The following is a 14,955-nucleotide window of genomic DNA, read 5'->3' on the forward strand; positions in this document are numbered from 1 at the left end:
AGTGACCGATGACGTGTTCGAGTCGCCAGCCTGCATCGCCTTCGAGCAAGCGGAAAACCGCATGCATACGATCAAGGCGATTCTGGTGTCGACGCTGGCTGATCTCTAACGGCTGACTCGCTCCCACTGACGCAACGCGGTCAATGTGGGAGCGGGCTTGCTCGCGAAAGCGGTGTATCAGACAACAATGATGTCGACTGACACTCCGTTTTCGCGGGCAAGCCCGCTCCCACACTGGCCCGATTCCAACCGGGAGATCGAGTTGTTTGTGACTTCTCTTTTAGAAGGACTGCACCATGCGTATCGTCGTTGCTCTGGGCGGTAATGCCCTGCTCCGCCGGGGCGAACCCATGACCGCTGACAACCAGCGCGCCAACATCCGGATCGCTACCGAACAGATCGCCAAGATCCATCCCGGCAACCAACTGGTCATTGCCCACGGCAATGGCCCTCAGGTCGGCCTGCTGTCATTGCAGGCGGCGGCCTACACCTCGGTTTCGCCCTATCCGCTGGACGTGCTCGGTGCCGAAACCGAAGGCATGATCGGCTACATCATCGAACAGGAACTGGGCAACCTGCTGGACTTCGAAGTGCCCTTCGCGACCCTGCTGACCCAGGTCGAAGTCGATGCCAATGACCCGGCCTTCAAGAACCCCACCAAACCCATCGGCCCGGTCTACAGCAAGGCCGAGGCGGAACAACTCGCCGCCGAGAAAGGCTGGGCCATTGCCCCGGATGGCGACAAATACCGCCGTGTGGTCGCCAGCCCGAAACCGAAGCGCATCTTCGAAATCCGTCCGATCAAATGGCTGCTGGAAAAAAGCAGCATTGTGATCTGCGCCGGCGGTGGCGGCATTCCGACCATGTATACCTCGCCTGGCAAACTCGAGGGCGTCGAAGCGGTTATCGACAAGGACCTGTGCTCGGCACTTTTGGCCGAACAGCTTGAAGCCGATCTGCTGGTGATCGCCACCGACGTCAACGCCGCGTTCATCGACTTTGGCAAACCCACGCAGAAAGCCATTGCCCAGGCGCACCCCGACGAAATGGAAAAACTCGGCTTCGCCGCCGGCTCCATGGGACCGAAGGTGCAGGCAGCCTGCGAATTCGCGCGCCATACTGGAAAAGTCGCAGTGATCGGTTCGCTCGCGGACATCGAAGCGATTGTCCAGGGCAAGGCCGGTACGCGCATCAGTACGGCGACACCGGGCATCAGCTATCAGTAAACGAAACATCGGGGCAGGCCTGAGGCCTGTCCTGATTCAAGATCTTTTGAAGGAGAGTCAACAATGGCAACGTTCGAGCCGGGTCACCTGCACATCGAGCGACACGCGCTGAACAAGGATGACGTCAGCTACAACATCTACCTCGACTATGAAGTCAGCCAGGATCCCAAGGAAGGCAAAGGGATGCTGTTCAAGATGCACGGCAGCATTCAGAACAAGGACATGAGCGAGTCGTTCTTCCTGCCCAAGGACATGGCCTACAACTTCGCCAGCAACGTCACCAAGATTGCCGAGAAGCATGGCATCCCGAAAACCCATAGCAACATCGGTTCGGTCCACAAGCATTACGACGCGATGTTCGAAGATGTACGGGTGCAGTTGAACATGAAATCGGGTGACCCGGTCAAACCCGAGCACTTGGAATAACTGATTCACCACAATCTACTGTGGGAGCGGGCTTGCTCGCGAAAGCGTCGTATCAGTCGCCAACGATGGTGTCTGACACGACGCTTTCGCGAGCAAGCCCGCTCCCACATTGGCTCGGTGGGCACTTGCAAAACCGTTTCAAAATTTCACCATTAGCCCGCCCCAAGGCATACTTGCCACCCTTCGCACTGCAGACCCCAAGACCGCCCCATGCGTATCCACGTCAGTTTCATCGACCGCGTCGGTATCACCCAGGAAGTCCTGGCCCTGCTCGGCGGGCGCAATCTGAACCTGGATGCGGTGGAAATGGTCCCGCCCAATGTCTATATCGACGCCCCGACCCTGAGCCCGCAAGTCCTCGAGGAACTGCGCGATGCGCTGTTCAGCGTGCGTGGCGTGCAAGCGGTGACGGTGGTCGACATCCTGCCCGGCCAGCGCCGGCACTTGCAGCTCGACGCCTTGCTGGCCGCCATGACCGACCCGGTGCTGGCACTGGACAGCGACGGCAAGGTGCTGCTGGCCAACCCGGCCCTGATCGCCCTGTACGGCCGCGAACCGAACGGTGAAAGCGTGGGCGACCTGTTTGCCGACCCGGCCTTGCTCGACGCCCTGCTCGAACACGGCTTTCGCCTGCCGCTGCGGGAAATCACCGTCAACGGCCAGACTCTGTTGCTCGATGCCACGCCGATCACCGACGCCGGCGCCCTGCTGACGCTGTACCAACCGAACCGCATCGGCGAACGCCTTTCCGCGCTGCACCATGACCACGCCGAAGGTTTCGATGCCCTGCTCGGCGAGTCCCCGGTGATCCGCACCCTCAAGGCGCGCGCCCAGCGGGTGGCGGCCCTCGATGCGCCGTTGTTGATCCAGGGCGAAACCGGCACCGGCAAGGAACTGGTGGCCCGCGCCTGCCACGCTATCAGCGCCCGGTACAGTTCACCCTTTCTGGCGTTGAACTGCGCGGCATTGCCGGAGAACCTCGCCGAAAGTGAGCTGTTCGGCTACGCCCCCGGCGCCTTCACCGGTGCACAACGGGGCGGTAAGCCGGGGCTGATGGAACTGGCCAACCAGGGCACGGTGTTTCTCGACGAGATCGGCGAGATGTCGCCGTACCTGCAGGCCAAATTGTTGCGTTTCCTCAACGACGGCAGTTTTCGCCGGGTCGGCGGCGACCGTGAGGTCAAGGTCAACGTTCGGATCCTCAGCGCCACCCACCGCGACCTGGAAAAAATGGTCAGCGAAGGCCTGTTCCGCGAAGACCTTTTCTACCGCCTCAACGTCCTCAACGTCGAAGTGCCGCCCCTGCGCGAACGCGGCCAGGACATCCTGCTGCTGGCCCGTTACTTCATGCAGCAAGCCTGTGCGCAGATCCAGCGACCGATCTGTCGCCTGGCGCCAGGCACTTACCCGGCGCTGCTGGGTAACCGCTGGCCGGGCAACGTACGGCAATTGCAGAACGTGATCTTCCGTGCCGCGGCGATTTGCGAAAGCAGCCTGGTGGACATCGGCGACCTCGACATCGCCGGCACCTCGGTGGCCCGCCAGGGCGACCATGACGTCGACAGCCTGGAACAGGCCATGGACGAGTTCGAGAAAACCCTGCTGGAAAAACTCTACGCCAGCTATCCCTCGACCAGGCAACTGGCGACCCGCCTGCAAACCTCCCACACGGCGATTGCCCATCGGTTGCGCAAGTACGGGATTCCGAGCAAGGTTTGAGGCCTCAATGTCCAATCCACCGCAGATCCCTGTGGGAGCGAGCTTGCTCGCGATGGCGTCAGAACTTCAACATTGATGGTGACTGACCCACCGCTATCGCGAGCAAGCTCGCTCCCACAGGTTTTGTGTCCAGCATGAAACCGCGCCAAAAACGACCTCCACCTGTACTGAAAGCGCTACAGCGGAACGATATCGCTACACCCCTCTCCGATCACGGCTGTGCAAGGCTTTGATCCACCTCGGCTTTTATCATTGACATATGCCGTATCGATTTCGCTACAAGGATTGAATTTCAGCCTTTGTCGAAACCACCTAAATCATTGACCAATAACAAGAAAAACAACGTTGGCCGCGTTCTTGCTATGTACTCCTCATAACCCGGGCATCGCCCAAGCATTCAATCGCGTCCACCAGACGAGTCTGGCCCCTTAGGAGTTTCCATGAGCGAGTTGCGTTTTACTGAAGATCACGAATGGCTGCGCACCGAAGCTGACGGCAGCGTCACGGTCGGCATCACCGCTTTCGCACAGAACGCCCTGGGCGACGTGGTTTTCGTTCAACTGCCTGAGCTGCAGTCCTACGACAAAGGCGCCGAAGCCGCCACCGTGGAATCGGTAAAGGCTGCCAGCGGCGTGTACATGCCGCTGGACGGCGAAGTGCTGGAAGTGAACCCGGCGCTGGACAGCAGCCCTGAGCTGGTCAACGAAGATCCGCTGGGCGAAGGCTGGTTCTTCCGCTTCCAGCCAAGCGACGCCTCGGCAGTCGCTCAACTGCTGGATCAGGACGCCTACGACCGCCTGATCAAAGCCCAAGCCGAAGCCTGAGGAGCGCTGACATGACCCAGATCAATCTGACTACCGCCAACGAATTCATCGCCCGTCACATCGGCCCGCGCGCCGGTGACGAGCAAGCGATGCTCAACAGCCTCGGTTTCGACTCCCTGGAAGCCCTGAGCGCCAGCGTGATTCCCGACAGCATCAAGGGCACCAGCGTCCTCGGCCTGGAAGACGGCCTGAGCGAAGCCGATGCCCTGGCCTTGATCAAGTCCATCGCGACTAAAAACCAGCTGTTCAAGACCTTCATCGGCCAGGGTTACTACGGCACCCACACGCCGTCGCCGATCCTGCGCAACCTGCTGGAAAACCCGGCCTGGTACACCGCCTACACCCCGTACCAGCCAGAAATTTCCCAGGGCCGTCTCGAAGCGCTGCTGAACTTCCAGACCCTGATCAGCGACCTCACCGGCCTGCCGATCGCCAACGCCTCCCTGCTCGACGAAGCCACCGCCGCTGCCGAAGCCATGACCTTCTGCAAACGCCTGAGCAAGAACAAGGGCAGCCACGCCTTCTTCGCCTCCGTGCATTGCCACCCACAGACCCTCGACGTGCTACGCACCCGTGCCGAGCCTTTGGGCATCGACGTGGTGGTTGGCGACGAGCGCGAGCTGACTGACGTGACGCCGTTCTTCGGCGCACTGCTGCAATACCCGGCGAGCAACGGTGACGTGTTCGATTACCGCGAGCTGACCGAACGCTTCCACGCCGCCAACGCCCTCGTTGCCGTGGCTGCCGACCTGCTGGCCCTGACCGTGCTGAGCGCGCCGGGCGAATTCGGCGCCGACGTGGCCATCGGCAGCGCACAGCGCTTCGGCGTGCCGCTGGGCTTCGGTGGCCCGCACGCGGCGTACTTCTCCACCAAGGACGCGTTCAAGCGTGACATGCCGGGCCGTCTGGTCGGTGTTTCCGTAGACCGTTTCGGCAACCCGGCCCTGCGCCTGGCCATGCAGACCCGCGAGCAACACATCCGTCGCGAGAAAGCCACCAGCAACATCTGCACCGCGCAAGTATTGCTGGCCAACATCGCCAGCATGTACGCCGTGTACCACGGTCCGAAAGGCCTGACGCAGATCGCCAATCGCGTGCACCACCTGACTGCGATCCTGGCCAAAGGCTTGAGCGCATTGGGCCTGAGCGTCGAGCAAGCGAGCTTCTTCGACACCCTGACCGTGAAGACCGGCGCGCAAACCGCCGCCTTGCACGACAAGGCACACGCCCAGCGCGTCAACCTGCGCATGGTCGATGGCGAGCGCCTGGGTCTGTCCCTGGACGAAACCACCACTCAAGCCGACGTTGAAACCCTGTGGAGCCTGCTGTCCGACGGCAAGGCCCTGCCGGACTTCGCCGCCCTCGCCGCCTCGGTCGTCAGCGCCATCCCGGCCACGCTGGTGCGTCAGTCGCCGATCCTCAGCCACCCGGTGTTCAACCGCTATCACTCGGAAACCGAGCTGATGCGCTACCTGCGCAAACTGGCGGACAAGGACCTGGCGCTGGACCGCACCATGATCCCGTTGGGTTCGTGCACCATGAAACTCAACGCCGCCAGCGAAATGATCCCGGTGACCTGGGCCGAGTTCGGCGCCCTGCACCCGTTCGCCCCGGCCGAGCAAAGCGCCGGCTACCAGCAACTGACCGACGAACTGGAAGCAATGCTTTGCGCTGCCACCGGCTACGACTCGGTATCCTTGCAGCCGAATGCCGGCTCCCAGGGTGAATACGCAGGTCTGCTGGCGATCCGTGCCTACCACCAGAGCCGTGGCGAAGACCGTCGCGACATCTGCCTGATCCCGTCGTCGGCCCACGGCACCAACCCGGCCACCGCCAACATGGCCGGCATGCGCGTGGTTGTGACTGCCTGCGATGCCCGTGGCAACGTTGATATCGAAGACCTGCGCGCCAAGGCCATCGAGCACCGCGAACACCTCGCCGCGCTGATGATCACCTACCCGTCGACCCACGGCGTGTTCGAAGAAGGCATCCGCGAAATCTGTGGCATCGTTCATGACAACGGCGGCCAGGTGTACATCGACGGCGCCAACATGAACGCCATGGTCGGCCTCTGCGCCCCGGGCAAGTTCGGCGGCGACGTTTCGCACCTGAACCTGCACAAGACCTTCTGCATCCCCCACGGCGGTGGCGGCCCGGGCGTCGGCCCGATCGGTGTGAAATCGCACCTGGCACCATTCCTGCCGGGCCACGCACAGATGGAGCGCAAGGAAGGTGCCGTTTGCGCGGCACCGTTCGGCAGCGCGAGCATTCTGCCGATCACCTGGATGTACATTCGTATGATGGGTGGCGCGGGTCTCAAGCGTGCTTCGCAGCTGGCGATCCTCAATGCCAACTACATTTCCCGTCGCCTCGAAGAGCACTACCCGGTTCTGTACACCGGCAGCAACGGTCTGGTGGCGCATGAGTGCATCCTCGACCTGCGTCCACTGAAAGACAGCAGCGGCATCAGCGTCGATGACGTCGCCAAGCGCCTGATCGACTTCGGCTTCCACGCGCCGACCATGTCGTTCCCGGTGGCCGGCACGCTGATGATCGAGCCGACCGAAAGCGAATCCAAGGAAGAACTGGACCGCTTCTGCGACGCCATGATCCGCATCCGCGAAGAAATCCGCGCAGTGGAAAACGGCACCCTGGACAAGGACGACAACCCGCTGAAAAACGCTCCGCACACCGCCAAGGAGCTGGTGGGCGAGTGGTCTCACCCGTACAGCCGTGAGCAAGCGGTGTACCCGGTTGCGTCGCTGATCGAAGGCAAGTACTGGCCACCGGTCGGTCGCGTCGACAACGTGTTCGGCGACCGCAACCTGGTCTGCGCCTGCCCGTCGATCGAAAGCTACGCTTAAACGAATGAGGGGGCGGGTTTACTCGCCCCCACTGTCAAGAACACCGCATTCCCCTTGTGGGAGCGGGCTTGCTCGCGAAGGCGGTGTGTCAGGCGCCAGATGTACTGCCTGTTACGCCGCCTTCGCGAGCAAGCCCGCTCCCACAGGGTCCAGTCTCCCCACAAGATTTGCGTCGATATCTAATAACAAGAAACCGGAGAACCACCATGTCGTTAAGCGTGTTCGACCTGTTCAAGATTGGCATCGGCCCCTCCAGCTCCCACACCGTCGGCCCGATGCGTGCCGCTGCGCGTTTCGTCGAAGGCTTGCGCCGTGAAGGGCTGCTGACGGCCACCACCTGCGTCAAGGTCGAGCTGTACGGCTCGCTCGGCGCCACCGGCAAGGGCCACGGCAGTGACAAGGCTGTGCTGCTGGGCCTGGAAGGTGAACACCCGGACACCGTGGATACAGAGACCGTCGCCGCGCGCCTGCAAGAGATTCGCGGCAACGGTCGTTTGAACCTGCTCGGCGAACACAGCATTGCGTTCAACGAGAAAGAACACCTGGCGATGATTCGCAAACCGTTGCCCTATCATCCCAACGGCATGATTTTTCGCGCCTTCGACGCGGCGGGCCTGCAAATCCGCAGCCGCGAGTACTACTCGGTCGGCGGCGGTTTTGTGGTCGATGAAGACGCCGCCGGCGCCGATCGCATCGTCGAAGACGCCACCCCCCTGACCTTTCCGTTCAAAAGTGCCAAGGATCTTCTCGGTCATTGCGTCAAATATGGGCTATCGATCAGCCAGGTGATGCTGACCAACGAAAGCGCCTGGCGCCCGGAAGCGGAAACCCGCGCCGGCCTGCTGAAAATCTGGCAAGTGATGCAGGACTGCGTCGCCGCCGGTTGCCGTAACGAAGGCATCCTGCCCGGCGGGCTGAAGGTCAAACGCCGGGCCGCCGCGCTGCATCGGCAATTGTGCAAGAACCCGGAATCGTCGTTGCGCGACCCGCTGTCGGTGCTCGACTGGGTCAACCTATACGCCCTGGCCGTCAACGAGGAGAACGCCAACGGCGGGCGCGTCGTAACGGCGCCCACCAATGGTGCGGCGGGGATCATTCCAGCGGTGCTGCACTACTACATGCGCTTTATCCCGGGCTCCAATGACGACGGCGTGGTGCGATTCCTGCTGACCGCCGCAGCCATCGGCATTCTGTACAAGGAAAACGCCTCGATCTCCGGCGCCGAAGTCGGCTGCCAGGGCGAAGTCGGCGTTGCCTGCTCGATGGCCGCCGGTGCCCTGTGCGAAGTGCTGGGCGGCAGTGTGCAGCAAGTGGAAAACGCCGCGGAAATCGGCATGGAACACAACCTCGGACTGACCTGCGACCCGATTGGCGGGCTGGTGCAAGTGCCTTGCATCGAGCGCAACGCCATGGGCTCGGTCAAGGCCATCAATGCCGTGCGCATGGCCCTGCGCGGCGACGGGCAACACTTCGTCTCACTCGACAAGGTCATTCGCACCATGCGCCAGACCGGCGCCGACATGAAAAGCAAATACAAGGAAACCGCCCGTGGCGGTTTGGCGGTCAACATTATCGAGTGCTGATGCGCGCTCATCTGCACCCTTCTTCAGGAGCTGAATATGTCCACCGAACAACTGTTGAAAACCCCGTTGCACGCACTGCACATCGAACTCGGCGCGCGCATGGTGCCGTTCGCCGGCTACGACATGCCCGTCCAGTACCCGCTGGGCGTGATGAAAGAACACCAGCACACCCGCGACCAGGCCGGGCTGTTCGATGTCTCGCACATGGGCCAGATCCGCCTGACCGGCGCCAATGCCGCCAAGGCCCTGGAAACCCTGGTGCCGGTGGACATCATCGACCTGCCGGTGGGCATGCAGCGCTACGCGATGTTCACCAATGCGACGGGTGGCATCCTTGACGACCTGATGGTCGCCAACCTGGGTAATGACGAACTGTTCCTGGTGGTCAACGCCGCCTGCAAGGACCAGGACCTGGCGCACCTGCGCAAGCACATCGGCGACCAGTGCACGATCGAGCCGCTGTTCGAAGAGCGCGCCCTGCTCGCCCTGCAAGGTCCGGCTGCAGTGACCGTGCTGGCACGCCTGGCCCCTACAGTTGCAAAGATGACCTTCATGCAGTTCGCCCGCGTGAAGCTGCTGGGCGTGGACTGCTTTGTCAGCCGTTCGGGTTACACCGGTGAAGACGGCTACGAAATTTCCGTACCCGCCGCCAACGCCGAAGCCCTGGCTCGCGCACTGCTCGCTGAAGCCGAAGTGGCCGCCATCGGTCTTGGTGCTCGTGACTCCCTGCGCCTGGAAGCGGGTTTGTGCCTGTACGGCCACGACATGAACACTGACACCACCCCGATCGAAGCAAGCCTGTTATGGGCGATCTCCAAGCCACGTCGCGCCGATGGTGCACGGGCCGGTGGCTTCCCTGGCGCCGAAACCGTATTCGCCCAGCAACAGGCAGGCGTGAACCGCAAACGTGTAGGTCTGCTACCACAGGAACGTACACCCGTGCGTGAGGGCGCCGAGATCGTCAACGAAGCCGGCGACATCATCGGTAGCGTCTGCAGCGGCGGTTTCGGGCCAACCCTGGGCGGGCCGCTGGCCATGGGTTACGTCGACAGCGCTTACATCGCACTGGACACACCGGTTTGGGCGATCGTTCGTGGGAAAAAGGTGCCTTTGCTTGTAAGCAAAATGCCATTTGTTCCACAACGCTACTATCGCGGCTGATTGAATGTTCCTATAAGTAACGCGGTTGCGTTAACGGTGCACTAATGTGTAACGCAACCGCCATATAACAGTGCATCGTTTGGCTATAAGCTTCGATTATGAACTTTGCTTATAACGATCGAAAACAATTGAACAAGACCAGGGAATAAGCCCCCGCTAGTGGACTGACTTTGCCATCAACCTGAGGAAATACGGGGCCTTCACAGGGCTTGTTTTTTCTCCCGTAGTTGGCGTAGAGTTTGTTCACTGTGTTTGCATGGGTCGCTTGGAATCGTGACCTGGGCAGTAGCCTACAAGTTAGCTACATCCCGTTCGACGTCTTCTTACTCTCCTGCAACCAGCCCCAGTACTCTTTCATGAGAAGGAGACTGTCATTAATTTTTTGCGTCAAAGGAAATAAGAAATGTCCCAACGTCAGAGCGGTACCGTCAAGTGGTTTAACGACGAGAAAGGTTTTGGTTTTATCACTCCTGAAAGCGGTCCGGATCTGTTCGTGCATTTCCGCGCCATCCAGGGCAACGGCTTCAAGAGCCTGAAAGAAGGCCAGAAAGTGACCTTCATCGCCGTGCAGGGCCAGAAAGGCATGCAGGCTGACGAAGTACAAGCAGAAGCCTGATCTTCTGTAACGAAAAAGCCCCTGATGCTGACATCAGGGGCTTTTTTGTGCGCGTAAATCCGTAAAATGGCTTCTTTTTCCGCCGAGAGCCTGCCATGTCGAAACACCTGCTTACCCCCCAGGGCGACTTTCCTGCCGCTGGCCTGGGTCGTCGTCTGGCAGCCATGTTCTATGATTTCCTGCTGTGCACCGCCCTGCTGATCGTCACCAGCGGCATCTACAAGATGATCCAGATGGCGATCATCGGCGAAGAAAGGATGCGTAGCCTGACCGAAGCCGGCGCCCTGGACGGCGATCCCCTGCTCTCCACGGTCCTGCTGTTCGTACTGTTCGGCTTCTTCGCCAAATTCTGGACCTGGTCCGGTCAGACACTGGGCATGCAGGTCTGGTGCATCCGCGTGCAGAACGCCGATGGCTCGTCCATAAGCCTGTGGCAGGCGCTGCTGCGCTTTGTGGTATCGATTGCTTCGCTGCTTTGCGTTGGCTTGGGATTCTTCTGGTCGCTGTTCGACAAGCAAAAACGCAGCTGGCATGACATCTATTCAAATACCCAGCTGGTGCGGATCCCCAAGAAGACCAAGTAGTTGGGGTTGGCAAAAATCACTGTGGGAGCGGGCTTGCTCGCGAAGGCGGTGCGTCAGACAACCTCGATGTCGACTGATACATCCTCTTCGCGAGCAAGCCCGCTCCCACAGTTTTTGCGGCTTACCTGAAAGATCTCAGGCGTTACCCGCGAGCTTCAACCGAGCCGCAGCAGTGAAATCAAGCATCCGCTTCAACGGTCGAATCGCCTGCGGGATCAGTGCCGGGTCGACAAAGATCTCGTTCGATCCTTCCTTCAACGCCTTCAGCGTGCGCTCAAGGGTGTTCATGGCCATCCACGGGCAATGCGCACAACTGCGGCACGCCGCGCCGTTACCCGCCGTAGGGGCTTCGATAAAGACCTTGTCCGGGCACAGCTGCTGCATCTTGTAGAAGATGCCGCGGTCGGTCGCAACGATCAGCGTCTTGTTCGGCAGGCTCTGTGCCGCCGCGATCAATTGACTGGTGGAACCCACGGCGTCCGCCAGTTCGATCACCGAGGTCGGCGACTCCGGGTGCACCAGAATCGCCGCATCCGGGTACAGCGCCTTCATGTCTTCAAGCTGCTTGGACTTGAATTCTTCGTGAACGATGCAGGCACCGTCCCATAGCAGCATGTCGGCACCGGTCTGGCGCTGGATGTAGGTCCCCAGGTGCTTGTCCGGGCCCCAGATGATGGTCTCGCCGTTGTCCATCAGGCTTTCGACGATCTCCAGCGCACAGCTTGAAGTCACCACCCAATCCGCTCGGGCTTTTACCGCAGCGGAAGTGTTGGCGTACACCACCACCGTGCGCTCCGGGTGTTGATCGCAGAACGCGGAAAATTCGTCCACCGGGCAACCCAGGTCGAGCGAACAGGTCGCTTCGAGGGTCGGCATCAGCACGCGCTTTTCCGGGTTGAGGATCTTGGCGGTCTCACCCATGAACTTCACGCCGGCGACGACCACGGTCTTGGCCGGATGGGCGTTGCCGAAACGGGCCATTTCCAGCGAGTCGGAAACACAGCCGCCCGTCTCTTCGGCCAGCGCCTGAATGACAGGGTCACAATAGAAGTGGGCCACCAGCACCGCGTCCTGAGCCTTGAGCTCGGCAGCGATGGCAGCACGGTAATAAGCCTCTTCATCGGCGGTCAGCGGCTTGGGCTGTTTGGCGTCGAGGTGGGCTTGAACCAGAAGGCGTTCGGAAATTTGCGTCATGTTCGCAAGACCTGCAGGCGCATTCGCGCGAAAGTCGAGTATACACCCGGCTCCGGACCCTACAGGGTACCGCCGGGAAAGTGAGTATTGATCAGGCACGGACAGCGTTGAAGCTGCGCAAGGCTACAGAATATCCGACGGATGCAAAAGGTGATTCTGACCTGCGTCATGCGCAGCAGCCCGCAGCGAAGCGGACTTGAATCGCGGGCAAAAAAAAACCCGGAAATCCTCACTTGCGTGGGCCTTCCGGATTTTCTAAACCGCCAAAAATGGTGGGTCGTGTGGGATTCGAACCTACGACCAATTGGTTAAAAGCCAACTGCTCTACCAACTGAGCTAACGACCCGCTGTGTGGTGGCGCGTATAATACTGATTTTTAAGGACTATTCAACACCTATTTTGAAATAATTCAAAAATAAGGGGTTGGATCGCTGATTCCGGCCGCCGCAAAGCCTTCCGCACGCAGTCGGCAGCTGTCGCACTTGCCGCACGCACGGCCTTCATCGTCGGCCTGATAGCAGGAAACGGTCAGACCATAATCCACGCCAAGCTTAACGCCGGCCTGGACGATCTGCGCCTTACTGAGGTTTTGCAGCGGTGCCTGGATGCGGAAGCCATTGCCCTCCACGCCAGCTTTGGTTGCCAGGTTGGCCATGCGCTCGAACGACTCGATGAACTCGGGACGGCAGTCCGGGTAACCGGAGTAGTCCACCGCATTGACGCCGATGAAGATGTCCCGTGCGCCGAGTACTTCTGCCCAGCCCAGGGCCAGGGACAGGAACACCGTGTTACGCGCAGGCACGTACGTTACCGGAATGCCCTCACCCAACTCTTCCGGAATATCGATGCTGCTGTCAGTCAGCGCCGAGCCACCCATGCCGTTCAGGTTCAGGCCGATCACCTTGTGCTCGACCACTCCCAGGTTCCGTGCCACACGCTCGGCGGCGTACAGTTCGGCCTGAGAGCGCTGACCGTAATTAAAGCTCATGGTGTAGCAGCTGTAGCCTTCGGCGCGCGCCATGGCCACGACGGTCGCCGAGTCCAGGCCACCGGACAGCAGGATGACCGCTCGTTTTTCAGGAGTGTTCAGTTGTTCAGTCATTTCAGCGCCCCGGCTCGTCATTCCATAGATATTTATGCAGCTGCAATTGCAAACGCACTGGCAGGTTGTCCGCCACCACCCAGTCCGCCAGATCCCGGGCATTGAGATCATGATGACTTGGCGAAAACAGGACTTCACCGGCACGCAGGTTAAGACCGTACTGGATCAGCTTGGAAACGGACCAGTCATAGTCCTCCCGCGAGCAGATGACAAACTTCACCTGATCGTTGGGCGTGAGCAGCTCAATGTTTTCGTAGCGATTGCGGTGTGCTTCCTTCGAACCCGGAGTTTTCAGGTCGACAACGCGACTGACCCGGGAATCTACTGCCGAGATATCGATAGAGCCACTGGTTTCCAGTGACACTTCGTAACCGGCGTCACACAAGCGCTTGAGCAAGGGAATGGCGTTTGGCTGTGCCAGGGGCTCGCCGCCCGTGACGCAGACATAACGCGGGCGGAAACCGGCAACTTGCTCGAGGATGTCGTCGAGGGTGCGGATGGTTCCGCCGGTGAACGCGTAGGCGCTGTCGCAGTATTGGCAACGCAGAGGGCAACCGGTCAGGCGCACAAAAACAGTGGGCAGGCCAGCAGTCCGCGTTTCACCCTGCAACGAGTAGAAAACTTCGGTGATTCTCAATGTGTCTTGCATAGTCGCCACGGGCGTAACAGCTAAACAGGCTGTCCGCCTCCGTCAGGCACTTGAAGGAACCCCGGCAAAGCGCAGGCCCCCAAAAGCGTATTTCATAAAAAGGGCGTGAATTCTAACGAAAAAACCCGCGACAAGCGCGGGTTTCTTTGAAACGGGTCAAGCAGGCTTACATTTTTTGCAGATCGCGCTGGGCCAACTGAGCAGCGGAAGTGCCCGGATATTGGGACACCACCTGCTGCAGAATGCCTTTGACCCGGTCGGTATGACCCAGGCGACGCTCCACATCAGCGAGCTTGTACAGCGAGTCCGGCACTTTGGCGTGCTTGGGATACAGCTGCGAAACCTTGGCAAATGCCTGACCTGCGCCTTGCAGATCGCCCTTGGCCAGGTTCACTTCGCCCAACCAGTATTGGGCGTTGCCCGCGTACTGGCTGTTCGGGTATTTGCGCAGGAAAGCGGCAAAAGCCTGGCTGGCCTTGTCGAAATCCTTGGCCTTGATCAGGTCGAAGGCAGCATCGTAATAGAGCTTTTCCTTCGCCGGATCCGCCGGCTCGCTACCCGCGGCAGGCGCTTGAGCGGCGGCTGCGCCAGCTGCCGCACCTGCTGCTGCACCAGCGGCATTCATATCACCACCGGTGGAAGAATTTTCAGGAGTCGCGGCTGGTGCAACGCCGGTTCCTATGCGCCGATCAAGATCCTGGTATCGCTCCAGGTTTTCCTGCTTCATGCGCGCTACATCATTTTGCAGAACTTCAATCGCACCTTGCTGGCGCTCGATCTGTTGCTGCATTGATTGCAGTTGGTTGAACAGCTCGCCCTGTGCCGAGACAGGGGCCGAAACCCCTCCCCCGGCATAGGCGCCGTTCGTACCGTAACCTGCAGGCGGATAACTGCTCCCGCTATTGTTATAGCCGGAGTCATTATCGACCACAGGAACCGCAGCCCACACCGCAAGCGGCGCGAGGCTGAGAGCCAGAACAGTTACAGCACGACGGCACGTTCGCATG

The 14,955-nt window shown here is 60.4% G+C and carries 13 protein-coding genes, 1 tRNA gene and 1 pseudogene; 10 read left to right on the forward strand and 5 right to left on the reverse strand.

The features are described 5' to 3' along the window. The 10 genes and pseudogenes from KGB28_RS17660 to KGB28_RS17705 form a co-directional block, all read left to right on the forward strand. Window positions 1-109: pseudogene (locus tag KGB28_RS17660) on the forward strand (ornithine carbamoyltransferase); the annotation flags it as partial. A gap of 187 nt (window positions 110-296) precedes the next feature. Next, window positions 297-1,226 carry a carbamate kinase gene (arcC, locus tag KGB28_RS17665; RefSeq protein WP_150726702.1) on the forward strand — a complete coding sequence of 310 codons (930 nt, stop codon included), beginning with the start codon at window positions 297-299 and terminating at the stop codon, window positions 1,224-1,226. A 63-nt stretch (window positions 1,227-1,289) separates the two neighbouring features. After that, window positions 1,290-1,652, forward strand: coding sequence for a DUF5064 family protein (locus KGB28_RS17670; RefSeq protein WP_150757912.1), 363 nt, complete (start codon window positions 1,290-1,292; stop codon window positions 1,650-1,652). A 210-nt stretch (window positions 1,653-1,862) separates the two neighbouring features. Then, the gene (locus KGB28_RS17675; RefSeq protein WP_223446701.1) at window positions 1,863-3,371 is read left to right on the forward strand and encodes a sigma-54-dependent transcriptional regulator; all 1,509 of its coding nucleotides are present in this window, start codon (window positions 1,863-1,865) and stop codon (window positions 3,369-3,371) included. Between the two features lie 440 nt (window positions 3,372-3,811). Further along, window positions 3,812-4,195: a glycine cleavage system protein GcvH gene (gcvH, locus tag KGB28_RS17680; RefSeq protein WP_008047373.1), complete on the forward strand. Its 384-nt coding sequence runs from the start codon at window positions 3,812-3,814 to the stop codon at window positions 4,193-4,195. 11 nt (window positions 4,196-4,206) lie between these two features. Then, entirely contained in the window at window positions 4,207-7,059 is a 2,853-nt protein-coding gene (gene gcvP / locus KGB28_RS17685) for an aminomethyl-transferring glycine dehydrogenase (RefSeq protein WP_223446703.1), read from the forward strand. A gap of 206 nt (window positions 7,060-7,265) precedes the next feature. Then, window positions 7,266-8,642 carry an L-serine ammonia-lyase gene (locus KGB28_RS17690; RefSeq protein WP_223446705.1) on the forward strand — a complete coding sequence of 459 codons (1,377 nt, stop codon included), beginning with the start codon at window positions 7,266-7,268 and terminating at the stop codon, window positions 8,640-8,642. Between the two features lie 36 nt (window positions 8,643-8,678). After that, window positions 8,679-9,803 carry a glycine cleavage system aminomethyltransferase GcvT gene (gcvT, locus tag KGB28_RS17695; RefSeq protein ID WP_223446707.1) on the forward strand — a complete coding sequence of 375 codons (1,125 nt, stop codon included), beginning with the start codon at window positions 8,679-8,681 and terminating at the stop codon, window positions 9,801-9,803. A 403-nt stretch (window positions 9,804-10,206) separates the two neighbouring features. After that, a complete protein-coding gene (locus KGB28_RS17700; protein WP_007977299.1) occupies window positions 10,207-10,419 on the forward strand; it encodes a cold-shock protein in 213 nt (70 codons plus the stop codon). A gap of 95 nt (window positions 10,420-10,514) precedes the next feature. Then, complete coding sequence (locus KGB28_RS17705; RefSeq protein WP_223446709.1) at window positions 10,515-11,003, forward strand: RDD family protein; 489 nt, start codon at window positions 10,515-10,517, stop codon at window positions 11,001-11,003. A gap of 135 nt (window positions 11,004-11,138) precedes the next feature. Here KGB28_RS17705 and nadA read toward each other — a convergent pair whose 3' ends face one another. The 5 genes from nadA to ybgF form a co-directional block, all read right to left on the reverse strand. Beyond that, window positions 11,139-12,197, reverse strand: a complete 1,059-nt coding sequence (gene nadA, locus KGB28_RS17710; protein WP_223446711.1) for a quinolinate synthase NadA — start codon at window positions 12,195-12,197, stop codon at window positions 11,139-11,141. A gap of 270 nt (window positions 12,198-12,467) precedes the next feature. Next, window positions 12,468-12,543, reverse strand: a tRNA-Lys gene (locus KGB28_RS17715). A gap of 63 nt (window positions 12,544-12,606) precedes the next feature. Beyond that, window positions 12,607-13,299, reverse strand: a complete 693-nt coding sequence (gene queC / locus KGB28_RS17720) for a 7-cyano-7-deazaguanine synthase QueC (RefSeq protein WP_223446713.1) — start codon at window positions 13,297-13,299, stop codon at window positions 12,607-12,609. Between the two features lies 1 nt (window position 13,300). Next, complete coding sequence (gene queE, locus KGB28_RS17725; protein ID WP_150754451.1) at window positions 13,301-13,948, reverse strand: 7-carboxy-7-deazaguanine synthase QueE; 648 nt, start codon at window positions 13,946-13,948, stop codon at window positions 13,301-13,303. A 166-nt stretch (window positions 13,949-14,114) separates the two neighbouring features. After that, a complete protein-coding gene (gene ybgF, locus KGB28_RS17730; protein ID WP_223446715.1) occupies window positions 14,115-14,954 on the reverse strand; it encodes a tol-pal system protein YbgF in 840 nt (279 codons plus the stop codon). Between the last annotated feature and the right edge of the window lies 1 nt (window position 14,955).

The organism is Pseudomonas sp. BF-R-19, assembly GCF_019956445.1.
Classification (GTDB): domain Bacteria; phylum Pseudomonadota; class Gammaproteobacteria; order Pseudomonadales; family Pseudomonadaceae; genus Aquipseudomonas; species Aquipseudomonas fluorescens_BH.

What these genes read in the sequence shown, in the direction of transcription:
- queC (WP_223446713.1), bottom strand. Translation starts at nt 13,299, where the DNA reads ATGACTGAACAACTGAACACTCCTGAAAAACGAGCGGTCATCCTGCTG.
- nadA (WP_223446711.1), bottom strand. Translation starts at nt 12,197, where the DNA reads ATGACGCAAATTTCCGAACGCCTTCTGGTTCAAGCCCACCTCGACGCC.
- KGB28_RS17675 (WP_223446701.1), top strand. Translation starts at nt 1,863, where the DNA reads ATGCGTATCCACGTCAGTTTCATCGACCGCGTCGGTATCACCCAGGAA.
- queE (WP_150754451.1), bottom strand. Translation starts at nt 13,948, where the DNA reads ATGCAAGACACATTGAGAATCACCGAAGTTTTCTACTCGTTGCAGGGT.
- arcC (WP_150726702.1), top strand. Translation starts at nt 297, where the DNA reads ATGCGTATCGTCGTTGCTCTGGGCGGTAATGCCCTGCTCCGCCGGGGC.
- gcvH (WP_008047373.1), top strand. Translation starts at nt 3,812, where the DNA reads ATGAGCGAGTTGCGTTTTACTGAAGATCACGAATGGCTGCGCACCGAA.
- ybgF (WP_223446715.1), bottom strand. Translation starts at nt 14,954, where the DNA reads ATGCGAACGTGCCGTCGTGCTGTAACTGTTCTGGCTCTCAGCCTCGCG.
- KGB28_RS17705 (WP_223446709.1), top strand. Translation starts at nt 10,515, where the DNA reads ATGTCGAAACACCTGCTTACCCCCCAGGGCGACTTTCCTGCCGCTGGC.
- KGB28_RS17670 (WP_150757912.1), top strand. Translation starts at nt 1,290, where the DNA reads ATGGCAACGTTCGAGCCGGGTCACCTGCACATCGAGCGACACGCGCTG.
- KGB28_RS17690 (WP_223446705.1), top strand. Translation starts at nt 7,266, where the DNA reads ATGTCGTTAAGCGTGTTCGACCTGTTCAAGATTGGCATCGGCCCCTCC.
- gcvP (WP_223446703.1), top strand. Translation starts at nt 4,207, where the DNA reads ATGACCCAGATCAATCTGACTACCGCCAACGAATTCATCGCCCGTCAC.
- KGB28_RS17700 (WP_007977299.1), top strand. Translation starts at nt 10,207, where the DNA reads ATGTCCCAACGTCAGAGCGGTACCGTCAAGTGGTTTAACGACGAGAAA.
- gcvT (WP_223446707.1), top strand. Translation starts at nt 8,679, where the DNA reads ATGTCCACCGAACAACTGTTGAAAACCCCGTTGCACGCACTGCACATC.